This is a genomic window from Phycisphaeraceae bacterium (assembly GCA_020851465.1).
In the GTDB taxonomy this organism is placed as follows: Bacteria; Planctomycetota; Phycisphaerae; order Phycisphaerales; family Phycisphaeraceae; genus JADZCR01.
On record JADZCR010000007.1, the window covers coordinates 77,070 to 89,550 of the forward strand.

11 protein-coding genes are annotated in these 12,481 nt (G+C 56.9%); 4 read left to right on the forward strand and 7 right to left on the reverse strand.

Going from position 1 to position 12,481, the window contains the following annotated elements; translation table 11 throughout:
• Positions 1 to 53 precede the first annotated feature (53 nt).
• The 7 genes from IT444_10315 to IT444_10345 all read right to left on the reverse strand — a co-directional run bounded on the left by IT444_10315 (position 54) and on the right by IT444_10345 (position 8,551).
• The gene (locus IT444_10315; protein ID MCC7193161.1) at positions 54 to 1,409 is read right to left on the reverse strand and encodes an FAD-dependent oxidoreductase; all 1,356 of its coding nucleotides are present in this window, start codon (positions 1,407 to 1,409) and stop codon (positions 54 to 56) included.
• Between the two features lie 125 nt (positions 1,410 to 1,534).
• Positions 1,535 to 3,793: a DUF4965 domain-containing protein gene (locus IT444_10320; protein ID MCC7193162.1), complete on the reverse strand. Its 2,259-nt coding sequence runs from the start codon at positions 3,791 to 3,793 to the stop codon at positions 1,535 to 1,537.
• Between the two features lie 171 nt (positions 3,794 to 3,964).
• Positions 3,965 to 4,567, reverse strand: coding sequence for a hypothetical protein (locus IT444_10325; GenBank protein ID MCC7193163.1), 603 nt, complete (start codon positions 4,565 to 4,567; stop codon positions 3,965 to 3,967).
• A gap of 87 nt (positions 4,568 to 4,654) precedes the next feature.
• On the reverse strand, positions 4,655 to 4,987 hold the full coding sequence (locus tag IT444_10330; protein ID MCC7193164.1) for a hypothetical protein: 333 nt from the start codon (positions 4,985 to 4,987) through the stop codon (positions 4,655 to 4,657).
• 378 nt (positions 4,988 to 5,365) lie between these two features.
• Complete coding sequence (locus IT444_10335; protein MCC7193165.1) at positions 5,366 to 6,409, reverse strand: hypothetical protein; 1,044 nt, start codon at positions 6,407 to 6,409, stop codon at positions 5,366 to 5,368.
• Between the two features lie 60 nt (positions 6,410 to 6,469).
• Positions 6,470 to 7,108, reverse strand: coding sequence for a sigma-70 family RNA polymerase sigma factor (locus IT444_10340; protein MCC7193166.1), 639 nt, complete (start codon positions 7,106 to 7,108; stop codon positions 6,470 to 6,472).
• A gap of 102 nt (positions 7,109 to 7,210) precedes the next feature.
• Positions 7,211 to 8,551, reverse strand: coding sequence for a DUF1015 domain-containing protein (locus IT444_10345; protein MCC7193167.1), 1,341 nt, complete (start codon positions 8,549 to 8,551; stop codon positions 7,211 to 7,213).
• Between the two features lie 200 nt (positions 8,552 to 8,751).
• Between IT444_10345 and IT444_10350 the strand changes: the two genes are divergently transcribed.
• The 4 genes from IT444_10350 to IT444_10365 all read left to right on the forward strand — a co-directional run bounded on the left by IT444_10350 (position 8,752) and on the right by IT444_10365 (position 12,282).
• Positions 8,752 to 8,931: a hypothetical protein gene (locus IT444_10350; protein MCC7193168.1), complete on the forward strand. Its 180-nt coding sequence runs from the start codon at positions 8,752 to 8,754 to the stop codon at positions 8,929 to 8,931.
• A 71-nt stretch (positions 8,932 to 9,002) separates the two neighbouring features.
• Positions 9,003 to 10,616 (forward strand): shikimate dehydrogenase, encoded by a 1,614-nt coding sequence (aroE, locus tag IT444_10355; GenBank protein ID MCC7193169.1) that lies wholly within the window; start codon positions 9,003 to 9,005, stop codon positions 10,614 to 10,616.
• Between the two features lie 288 nt (positions 10,617 to 10,904).
• Positions 10,905 to 11,657, forward strand: coding sequence for a DUF1559 domain-containing protein (locus IT444_10360; protein MCC7193170.1), 753 nt, complete (start codon positions 10,905 to 10,907; stop codon positions 11,655 to 11,657).
• 133 nt (positions 11,658 to 11,790) lie between these two features.
• Complete coding sequence (locus IT444_10365; GenBank protein ID MCC7193171.1) at positions 11,791 to 12,282, forward strand: NUDIX domain-containing protein; 492 nt, start codon at positions 11,791 to 11,793, stop codon at positions 12,280 to 12,282.
• Positions 12,283 to 12,481 lie beyond the last annotated feature (199 nt).

Consider the following 12,481-nt stretch of genomic DNA (forward strand, 5'->3'; position numbering starts at 1 on the left):
ATGGGTCACGTCGTTGGATTTCGACTGAGCAACATTCGTGTAGCACCCCGGCGTCAGGCGGTGATCCGTGTGGCGGTGCCCGAAACGTCTTTCAATGGTCCGCCGGGTCCTCGCTGGGCGTCGCCGCTGAGTAGTTCCACACCCTGTGCCACCAATGCAGCCTTGACATCGATTCCTGGCAGATCTGCAGGCTTCACCCCCTGTGATGCCGCCATCGCCGCCGCAACTCCCGCAGCTTGTCCTACTGTGCAGGCCGGCGGCATCACGCGCATGCTGCTGTGTACCGCGTGATCCACCGAAATCGGCCGCCCACCAACCAGTAAGTTGTCAACGTTCAACGGTACCAGGCACCCGTAGGGGATTTCGTACCAGTCATCAGGCGGCAGGTGAACGATCTCGGTACCCGATCCAGAGGGATTGTGGATGTCGATGGGGTATCGCACCCGCACGATGCCATCCGGGTATTTTGCGCAGCGTTCGTAATCCGCCCGCGTGACATAGGCGTGACCTCGCACTCGCCGTGACTCACGGACGCCGATATGCATGCCGACAGAGAGCAGGTAGCTGCGTTCAAAGCCGGGGACATCCGCACGTAGCCAGGCGACGAACTCAATAATTTGTCTGCGTGCCAGTTGCTCCGCTTCGCTGAGGCTTTCGACGTTGGTGGCATCGTGCTTGACGACGCGCGTGGTGTTGAAGTGGATGCGATCTCGCTCGGTGGTTTTGAACCAGAGGCAGTTCTCCCGCGGGCAGCTTAAACGTCCCGCTGCCTTTGCCGCATCGTAGAGTTCGTTGATTGCCTTACGGCCGCCCATCCGCTCGACATCGACACCCCCCATATCAAAGTTGGCGGTCATCGGCTGTGTGAGATGATCCTGCTCACGTCCCACCTCGATCGGCGCACCCGCACGAGCTGCGAGGTCGGCATCGCCGGTGGTGTCAACATAGACTTTCCCTCGCACGGCGACAGTTCCTGACTTGGAATGGAGTGTTACCGCATCAATGCGGCGGCCCTCCATCAGCGGCAGATCAAAGCTGGCGTGGTAGAGCAGATCAACACCGGCCTCCAGACAAAGCTGCTCCGCAGCGAGTTTGGCAATCTCCGCGTTGAAGGTCTGCCCGTCGGGCAGAATTCCTCCGAGACGATCCATCGCAATGCACCAGTCGGTGAATACGCCGGTATCGAGCCTCTTGCCGCCGATGTGGTTGGGCATGAAAGGATTGACGCCGCCAGCGGTCGCCATTCCGCCGAGGAATCCGTACCGTTCGACCAGCAGTGTTTTCGCGCCTTGTCGTGCCGCACCGACTGCTGCTCCCAGTCCGCCGGGTCCGCCGCCGAGAACGACGACATCCGCCTCGCGCAGGACACGCACGTTATCTTCCGCCGGTCGCCTCACTGTCTTTGCCATGCTGTTCTCCTCAAGGTCCAGGGCCGCCGTGTCTTGCTGGCGGTACGAAATCAAACTTCGACGGATTGTGAGTTTTCAGTTTCGATGCAGCATCGCAGCACTCGCAACGATTGGTCATCGAAAAGTTAACCGATCACATCCGAAGCCGCGGCATTACCACGCACGATGATCGGATCTACTTCGCCTTCGATCGTCACCCGTCCGGCTGCGTCAACAACGCAGACCGGAATCTTGCCCGCAGCCCAGTCAGCCAGAGGCAACAGCGGCCAGCGCTGGGAGTAGTGGCGATCGGGTTCGACGCTGATCCGTGCTCCGCCAGCGGCGAGTCGATCGATTACCAACCGTGGGTAGCTCCACAGAAATCCGAGACTCGTAACGCCGCGCGGGTAAAAATTCAGATTTCGACTGATGTAGGTTTCGCAATACCCCATGCTCTGCTCGTGGGTATTGCTCATGACCTGTAAATCCCAGTAATTAGGAGACCACGCGAGGTTGTGGATGCCCAGGTAGCGCGCGACGTGATCTCGCCACAGGTTTTGGCTGATCCAGATCGTGTCGGGATCAGCTGATGTGTGGCTGCATCCGTAAGGCGTGATCGTTTCTCGCAACGCGCTGGTCAGATCGGTAAGCAACCGCTGGCTGTCAAAAAGCAGCGGTTGTGCGGTAATCATGGGAAGCAGCAGCCCGTTGGCGGTATGGATCGAATACGCATCGCTGCCCTGAAATTCAGCGGGTTGGATCAGCTCGGTATCCGCGTCCGCATCCCAGGAGTCCAGTCCGCTCCGGTCTGCGCGTGGTGTTGCGCAGACTGCATAGTGTTCACCCAGCCATGATGCGGAGTCCACTTTGGTTGCGCCATCACGGGCTGCATCCTCGCATCGGCCGGCAATTTCATCACGACCGACCTGCGAAAGCAGCTCTGCCGAGGCGTTGAGTGCTGCAAGTCGCTTGATCGCCAGGTAGGTCTGCGAAGTTCCCTCGTGAGCAGCCGGGCCGGCATCGACGAGTGTGTTAGCCACACCTTCGGTTGGAAATCCGCTGCCGGTGCGATCCGTCCAGAGAAGATACGAGGCGAGGTTGTGAAGGAGGTCTGCGTGCTTTGTGATCGTGTCGCGGTTGCCTGTGACGTGTACGTATGCCTGCATCATGAGGAGAAAATTCGCGGTCTCCTCGACCGGCATGTCGTGATGATAAGTCTGCCCGGTGATGCGCAGATCGCGGCCGATGTCATGCGGCAGGTACACGCCGCCCGAAGCGGCATGCGGTTTGGCGAAGCGTGCCCACTGGCTGAATTGCCGCTCAAGCAAACGAGGCCAGAAAGATAGGTAAAAAGGAGTCGCGTTATATTCCACGTCGAGCGTGGAGTGTCGGAATTTGCTGCCTTCCCACACGCTGAACCAGTCGGTCGCAGCCACTTCGCCGCGCCGCAGTGCGGTGCCGCTTTTCTTTTCTGCCGAGGCAAACGTACACCAGAACGTATTGGCGATGAATGACTGAAAGCTCTGATTCACAAGATGCCGTTCAGCATTTCGCAGCGGTGCCTGCTCGATGATCTTCTCAACCCGACGAGATAGTGCTAGACGTTCATCGCGGGTGTCGATCGCGTCGCGCATCATTTCGTCAAGGTTGTTCCAGTACTCGTGGTACTTGAATTTTGCGGAACGTGTACTCGATCCCTCGGTTACCTCGATCACGTTATCGCCGCAGAATGCCCCCCAGACGAGTCGCCACTTGATACCGCTGCCGACTTCACTCACCGGCAGTTCAAGGCTCAGCCCTTTGCCGTCTGCATCAACCGCACACTCACCGCTGGAGCTGAGGCTTACGATGCGCTCACGGACCTCGACGGAGTTTTCTGATGCTTTGGGTGGTACTGTTGCGTCATGACGCGGCTGAAGTGAATTGCGGTAAGTCAGATCGATGCGAGCGCCGTCTTGAGTCGTTGCGGTGATCGCAGTCTCAGGACGATCTACACGAAAAAACAGTCTGACTCGTGAAGGCGTCGGGCCGGCAGGCTCGATGGCCCGTACGCTCGGCGCAGCACTGACGCGCATCTCGAAATAGATAGCTGGCATCAGGCAGAGTTGTTCATTTTCGGGATAGAAGACGCTATGGACGTTAAGCTCGAAACGGAGTCGATATTTTTCGCTGAAGCCGCGAAAGGTGATCGAGTTGAATCGCTCGAATTGTTCGAGGTTGTAGAGGAGTGTGCCGCGCTGAGTGAAGGGCATGACGCGTTCAGTGCCGTCAGGCTCAATCAGGCCGACCATCAGATCCATTGGCCGGTCGAGAAATCGTCCCAGTGCCGAGTGGAGCACGCGACGGTGATAAGGCTCGAAGAAGAAGCCGAATCGGCTCCCCAGCCTTGCAAGCGGCCAGCTCATCAGCTGCATAGTCACAACCCTGAGACAATCCCGCATACCCTCCGACGCGGGGAGGTTATTTTGCGTGAATCTTAGGTGCGGGTAAAGCCCGGTTTCGAGGATGATCAGATTTCAGGGTAATTGTGCGAGTTAAATCGTTCGTAATAGTGGGGGATGGTCATGAGGCCGATCCTATCGCTTTCCCATCGGTACAAAAGCCGCAGCGAGAGCGACGACGATTACACCCCCCAGAAACAGCATGGGTAGCGATTTGAGAAGTTCAGGCCGAGCGAAGAGCAACGCAAGCCACGCAGCGAGGACGGCGTAGCGCGCGGTTGAGAGACGAGAGCGAAAATCCGGTCGCATCGGATCGATCAGCGTTTCAATCACCATCAGCGCGACCACTGCCAGCACCAGCGATACGCCGATGTTCGCAAGACGACTTCCACGCTGGCGGAGGGCTTCCTGGTATTGAGCAAGGAGCGGAGCCTTCGTCTTATTCAGGTCCGCCAGCTTTTCTTCCATCGCGACATCGCTTGCGCCAGCCATGCCTGTCTGGAGCATCCGTTGAACAACTGCTTCCTGTTCCTCCAGCCGTTTTGATTCATCAACGCCGCCGACGAATACCCGGCGGTATAGCTCAGGCTTCAAAGCCCCTAAAACGTATGGCCCGATGAGAATGCCCGCGAGTATGCCTATCACAATCAGATAAAGGTCGCGGTGGTCCGGCCCGCCGGTTTGTGGCACGGAAGTCCGGGATGCAGACGCTTCTCCGGGAGCAGGTTCGTTGAGCATGGCCATAGCGTAACGTGATCCTCCTAAAAAGAACCGGCGTCACCTCTGGCGACGCCGGCTGTAAGGGAGCAACGTGACGAGAACAATTCACCCGCACATCAGCGGTGGGACCGGTGCGGTTGACCAGTCGCCATTCTTCAAGCCCGCTTGACGCAGGTCCTCAAGGGCTTCAATGACCAGCTCGACTTCGCGGTCGATTTCCAACGGTGACGCAGGTGAGGAGACGGCGAATTGCTCTTCGATCAGCGATCGACGAATGATCGGAGCCAGTTCGCAAGCCGGTCGGTCGTGTGTCTCAGCCACGAGGTCGATGAATACCGGCCGAATCCGCTTTGCTCGTGTCTCATTTCCGCTTCTTCGTGAAGAGGAATGATTACCGCCGCGACGTGCGGGTGTCGCATTAGACAGAGTCTCAGTCATGATGCACCTCCCGTGAGAAAGACAGACCTGTCTCCTCATTCGTTCCTTTGAGAGGATTCCGATTGGATGTTTCTACAAGCTGTCAAAGTCGTGTTGCATCCGTGCGGATTTCCCGTCGAAAACAAAATGAGGCTTTACTTTGCAGGTTATGACTCGGTGCTGCGCTAGTCAAGCAAATTTCGTATCAGGGATACTCCTAAAACAGCCGTACCAAAATCAGGTAGTAGAATCCAAACGTACTGCTCGTAAGGCTGAAGTCGATCAACTCATCGAGCGGTGGAGTCTGCGCTTGCCCTCCTCGTTGCACCCAGCCTCGCGAGGATGACGTTACAGCCAGGCTTTGGAGCGGTTCAATCGGGTGTTTGTTGAGAGAAGGAGTTAAGGAACCAGGAAGGTATCGGTTGTGCTAGCGGGGGTCTCGGTGCCGGTGTAACGATCGACCCCATTAGCGAGCCAGATGTTATCGCCGGACGGCAAAATCGGTTTGGCTGACCACAGTACGCCGCCTTGAAGCATCAGGATGTTCTGCCCCTTGCCGCGATGGAAATTGCTGGGTGTATCCGTCGAGAGACTGCGATGGAAGTGCATGGGTGCGCCGGGTCGAACTTGGCCGCCAAAGAGCGGGTTTTTGTCAGCCATGAGTGAGAGGTTATTGCCTGGAATTCGTGAGAGTTTGATCGGCTCGCCGTACTGATTCTGGGTGCTGAAACCCACTTCGGAAGCGTTGCGCCAATCATGCATGTCACGGGTCAAACCGCGACCGGCGTTGAGGTTGTCAGGACAATTCAAGGCGTCAGGACTCACATAACCCTGGCGCACGAGCAGATAGGTGTGGGCTGAGTTTGACTGTACAGGCTGGCCTTTTCCGGTCTGCTGGCCGACGTTCCACCACGGCTGGCCGGCTGTGATCGGCAGGCGCGGCATGGAGTCCTGATTGTCCGCGGCATATCGGCCAATCGCCATCCCCGCAGTCTGCAGATTCCCCGCGCAGGCGACCCGGCGTGCGTCTTCGCGTAAGCGACCCACCATCGGGAACAGGAGCGAGAAACCCAAAACCAGAATGGCCGCCACTGCTGCGATTTCACGCCAGGACATACCAACACGCGGTGCCGCCAATGCCTGCGCCTGCTCGGCAAACCACCGCCGCCGTCGGTCATCCGCAATACGTTCGAGTGTTCGTCTGGTCAGGTCGGCTGGAGGGTCATCTACCGGACACTGACCGATGAGGCTGAAGAGTTGTGCGACCTTCGCCGCTTTTGGTGCATGATCTGGGGGAAGTGCCGATTCATGGCTGGTCAGCCGGAGCGTTGAGCCGGTGTCGCGCTCCGTGCGCGCCTGTGCGAGTGATGCAAGTAACGCATCAACCGCGCGGGCTTCGGCGGTGCTGAGTTGGGGTCGGCGATCGGGGTTGGTCTTACTCATGATCGTTCGTGCTTGGCTGTGTGGGATGACAGGTCACGCTGGTGAGTCTGCATCATCGTGCTAAGTTTTCTTGTCACCTTCCGACAGTTTTGCCTCGTACCGCTGTCTCCATAAATCCGCAAAGGTTGCGACGGCTGCATGCAATCGGCTCTTAACGGTACCCAGCGGGATTTTGAGCATCTCCGCGATATCCTTGTAGGCAAGCTGCTGAAAGTAAGCCAGCAGAAGCACTTCGCGCAGGTGGTCTGGCATCTCGCTGACCACTTGCTTGACTAACTGTTGCGTCTCCTGCTTCTCCACCTCCTCAGGTGGAAGCGGGAAATCGCCCGCCAACAGATCCTCAAATGAACGGCTGTCGTCACCCGATTCATCGACGGGGGCCGAAAGCTGAGGGGTCTGCCTGCGATTGTTTCTACGTAAGTAGTCCCTGGCTTTGTTCGCCGCAATCGTAAAAAGCCATGGCCTAAATCGCCTTTGGGGGTCAAAAGTTTCCGCCGAAAGGTGAACTTGGAGAAAAGTTTCCTGAAATAAGTCTTCTGCAGCCGCCCGGTTTCCCGCAAAACGAGAGAGAAAATGGAATAGTTCCAGCCGGTATCGCTCCACAAGCTCTTCAAAGGCAGGGGTTTGCCCGCTTCGGTAGCGTTGGAGCAATTGCTCGTCGCTGATTGTGGATCGTGTGGGCGGCTTGTCTTGGGCCATGAGTTGACGCCAGCGGTGCCACGAAGGGGAATTATCACCGAATGGTGAATAACTCAACAACCCACCAGCCCGCCTGTTCCGGCTGGCCAGCAGCATCCGTCATTATTCCAAAGGATTAATCACAAAACCTGTCACCAGCTTGGGGTAAAAAAACGTACTTTTCTGCGGCATCAATTCCCCCGCCTGACTGACCAGTCGCACCGACTCCAAAGGCGTCGGCTGGACGAGCAGGCCTAGTTGAAATCCCGTGCTTGTGGTGTCACGCTGAAATTCCTCCAGCGTGTGCGGAAACTTCCACTGCACTGTTTCACTGCCTCCCGAAGCGCAAAGCGACGGCTGGCAGATACCCTCGACGATCAGATGCTGGACGATGGCCACATCGAGCTGTCGCCATGCCTCCGATTGTTTGGAATGACTCAGACGAAGCGGGTCTTGCTCCACCGTCGTCGCGATTGCCAGCGGGCTTGACGGATGGGACGGGCAGAACAGGCCGATAGCATGTGGCCCAGCTGTGGGAAGCGCTGCTTCAAGTTTCGCCAGATTATCTCCTGCGAAGGGTTTGATATTGAGTTTGCCTTTAGCCGCAGCGACAAACTTTTCCCAGGTAAACCCGCTCATGCCGCCCAGAACGCGATGCGTTGGCAGCACAATCATTCCCGGATCCTGCATCGCCACGAGGACGAAAAAGCAGAAGTTGGCGGGATGGTCCGCAGCCAAAGTTCCGCCCGATTGTTCTGCCAGAGAGTTTCGGTAGTTCAACGCGGTCGTGTAACGATGGTGTCCGTCCGCGATGAAAATGTCTGAATCAGCAAAGGCATCGAGAAACGGCTTCTGTGCGGCTGGATTCTCGACAGACCACGCTTCGTGCAGTACCCCGTCGCCAGCAGTCGTGCCGCGAAGCACCGGCCTGGTGCTCTCGATTGCTTTTGTCAGCAGGGCGTGGACTTTGTTCGTCGGGTCTGAATGCAGGCCGAAAATCGGCGAAAGTTGCGCCCGAGTGGCGCGCATCAGCTTCATGCGGTCTTCCTTAGGCCCGCTGAAAGTCTGCTCATGGGGATGGATGCCGCCCTTGTTGTCGGAGGACTTACCGAAGGGCTGAACTTTGACGTTGGCGATCAATCCCCGTCGCTGAAAAGTTTTTCCGCTGTGGCGATAGGTCTGTTGATAGACAAAGAGGGCAGGAGTCTTTTGCCGAATGAGCGTTCCATGGCTGAGCCACGTCCGATAAAGCTCCGCAGCTTTCTCGTAAGTAGCGTCCGGTCCGACGGTTTTGGCAGGCAGGTGGGGCAGGTCGATCGCCACGATATTTCGCGGATCGACACTGAGCAGCTTGGCTTTGCTCGTCTCATCAAGCACGTCATAAGGAGGTGCAATTTTGCTTGAAAGATCTCCTCCCGAAGAAGTAGAATACGTGATGGCGGGAATCGGCTTGATTGGGGGCATTTCAGTGGCTCGCGGATAAAAATCGGCAAGGCATCTAAGCATGGAATGAACTTTATTCCACGCGGTGCGTTTGGATGGATAACAAAAGCGCACAAGATTAGCGGTTCCCCGTGCTGTGAGCCAGTCGCGGGAAGCCGAAAGATGACTGCAATAAGGTGTCGTTCGGTTCGTTGGTCCGCGTATTCAAAAGGATCGTTGCCATGTCTTCCATATCTACCAGTCTCAAGCCGCGTACGACTGCTCACCGCATCAATCGGCTGATCGCTCGACTGCGTCATCGTCAACTCATGAGCGCCCTGCGCGGGCGGCTGCCGGATTCGTTCCGCTACGCCAAATCGGTGGCGCGGATTCGGCGGGTCGTCAGCGGCGTGATGGTGTGACAGATGCGGGTTTTCTTCTTGATTTGCATCCGCGCGAGGCTGTAGCGCAGGTACTTTGTTAACCTACCACCATGACCAGACTCGCTGTTTCGGTCATGGTGCAGACACTCGAGCAGGGGCTTGCCGCTGCTGCGCGCGCGGGAGAAGCCGGCGCGGACCTTGTTGAATTTCGCATCGATCAGTTCAAACGCGACCCGGCACAGGTTGTCGCTCTGGTCGAGCGATCCGCACTGCCCTGCATCCTCACCTGTCGGCCAACGTGGGAAGGCGGAGATTACGACGGTGACGACCAAACCCGTATCGCTCTCCTCGAACACGCTGGTTTAGCTGCGCGGCCGCCAGCCTACATCGACATCGAGCTGGCCGCCTACCAGCGTTCGGCCAATCTCCGCCAGAAAATCGGACTGGTGGTCGATCACCCCGGACAGGTCAGACCCACCGGCACCGGTCTCATTCTTTCCAGTCATGATTTCGATGGCCGGCCGCGAGATCTTCTCCAACGTCTCGAAGCGATGGCTGCCGCCCCAGCCTGTCGTGTTATCAAGCTCGCATGGAAAGCTCGCAGTCTTCGCGACAACCTCGAAGCCTTTGAAATTCTTGTCAGCCATCACAAACCCACGATTGCGCTTTGTATGGGTGAGGACGGGCTGCCCAGCCGCATACTCGCAAAAAAATTCAATGCGCTGCTTACATTTGCAGCTCTCGATGCAAACTCAGGCACCGCGCCGGGGCAACCGACGATCTCGCAGCTCAAGAACCTCTACCGCTGGGACAGTCTCAACGAAGCAACAAGGGTGTACGGCGTGATCGGCCATCCCGTCGGACACTCGATGAGTCCAGCTATTCACAACGCCGGCTTTTCCGCGACGGGATACAACGGCGTGTATCTGCCGTTGTCAATCCCGCCTGAGTACGAACATTTCAAAGCCACTGTTTCCACCTGGCTTGATATGCGAGGCCTGGATTTTCGCGGCGCGAGCGTGACGATACCGCATAAGGAAAATCTGCTTCGCTTCGTGCGCGAGCGTGCCCATCCGGGAGATGTGATCGAACCGCTGGCCGAGCGCATCGGCGCAGCCAACACACTTTCTGTCAACGATGACGGCTCGCTTCATGTGTCAAACACCGACTACGCAGCAGCGCTTGATGCGGTGTGCGATGGGCTGGGAATGACACGTAAGGAACTGATCGGCAAGCGCGTTGCGGTGATCGGTGCCGGCGGCGCTGCGCGGGCGGTGGTTGCCGGATTCGCCGAGGCCGGTGCGACGGTCGTTATCTACAACCGTACACTTGATAAAGCGCAGGCGATGGCGGAACAAATGGGCGGATCGAATGGAAAGATCGTTGCAGCCCGGCTCGATAAGTTGTGTGACTCGTGCTGCGAGGTGTATATCAACTGCACTCCGATCGGCATGTCGCCGAATGTGGACGCGACGCCGATACCCTCTGCCGGTAAGACCAAAGGCTGGGGCCCCGGATCGGTCGTATTCGACACGATCTACAATCCGCTTGAAACCCGCCTCCTGCGTGAAGCACGTACGGCAGGGTGTGTCACCATCTCCGGTACGGAAATGTTCGTGCGACAGGCTGCGGCACAATTCAAGCAGTGGACGGGACAAGAGGCTCCGATGGATCTTTTCCGCACGACCCTCAATGAATTCCTGACGAAAAAGGCTGGTCGTTGAAGGCCGGATCCTGCCAATTGCGAGACGGTCCACAATTTTTATCAGTGGCAGCCGTTGGCATTTATCAGTTGGTTGAAGTTTTAGTGTCTTTGTATCAACCATCGTCTTTGTGTGATTACGGAAGCCGCGACAGATGATCTGCATGGCTCTTTTGCAGGAAAATTAGTGCATTGATAGTGCATCAAGTAGTGATATCGGCCGGTAGAACGGGGTATAATTCAGCCTGTTTTTGTGGACGATCATGAGAAGTAAATGGGCGAATGTGAGATAGATATTTTGAGACGTAACATGCGTGTTCGGGTTAAGGCGTTTACTTTGGTCGAACTCTTGGTAGTGATTTCGATCATTGCCTTGCTTATTGCCATGCTGCTTCCCGCGTTGAGTGCTGCGAAGGAGTCAGCGCGAGCGATGGCGTGTCTCTCCAATCTGCGGCAGATGGGTATGGCTGCGACGATGTACCGCGATGAGTACCAGCAGTATTTCCCCGTGATGTACGACTTGGAAGTGGAACCCTATCCCGGCTGGGGCAGATATACCGTTGCCTATCCCTATCGTCTGGCACCTTACTTATCTCCCGGCGGGCTTAATCGGGGCATGTTCAATACGACTCAGATTGGCCGACATATCGCTTATTGCCCCAGTGCTCCGCTCATGACCGAGGCGGACTATGTTTTCCCTACTTTTCGTCTTACTCAGGACGCATGGATCTATGGGCCTTTCTGGAACAAGACCATCGCGACGTACAGCATGACCACCGGCCTCGGATACAGTTGGGCAGCTGTCAACGTATCGGATCCGTGGACATGCCCTAAGCGAGAGTTGACCAAGCCGACCCTTACCTTGATTTATATCGACAGCAATCGTGAACCCCGTTTTGATCATTCGTTCCGCTTCTATCGTCTCCGGCATGGCGGCGGCGCTAACCTGCTCATGGGTGATATGCACGCCTTCCGTATCAACACGCAGAGCGAGATCGACGCACGAATGAGCGAGCGAGTATTTCACCTCTATGATCCCGGGCTGTGGCGGTATGCAAGGTGACGGTCATTGTCCGTTCAAATTCCTGCTCAAGCACGCATCGGGCAGCAGCTTGCGATTCAAATCCATCTCCGCAGAACTGCGTGATGGCGTTCAACTTTCGGCTGACGATGGAATATCGGATAGGCTGTGATCCATGCCGGTTGTTCGCACCAATGTCGTCGAGATATACGTTTTTCGCCGCAACCAGGGAGAACGCGCGATCGCGCATGGCGTCGAGTTTCTCCAGTTGCATCGATGCAAGGGCATGATCATCAATACCTGGCAGCCGGTGATGGGGCACATTGAAGAGGGCGAAACCGCAACTGCTGCAGCACTACGTGAGCTCGAGGAGGAGACCGGTTACGCAAGAGGACGCGATCTTCTTGCCGGATGGCAGCTTGAGTCGGTTAATACTTTTTTCCTCGCTTCGTTGGATGCGGTTATGCATAGTCCCGGGTTTGCCATCGAGGTATCGGGAAGGATCGAGCCGAAACTCGATGACGCCCATGATGGGTTTCGATGGGTGACACGCGACCATGCGGATCGTGCTTTTCTCTGGCCGGGTCAGCGTCGCGCGGTCGAGGAGATCGTCCGCGATATTCTCCCGGCGGATTCGCTGACCGCTCCGCTGCTCCGAATTTTCTAGAGATAAAACCCGGCATGCGGCCCGAGCGAACAGCCCGAACGCTGACTCCACGAAAGGCGTGGATCTGTTTCAATGTTGCCCTGATGTTTGCTGCGCAGGGCTGCGGTCGCTACCTTCCCTCGTCTTAGATTAGATAGCGTGCGGTCGACTGACGCGGATAGCGGGTCAGGAACCGATCAGCAAAGGTAATTCAAGGAAA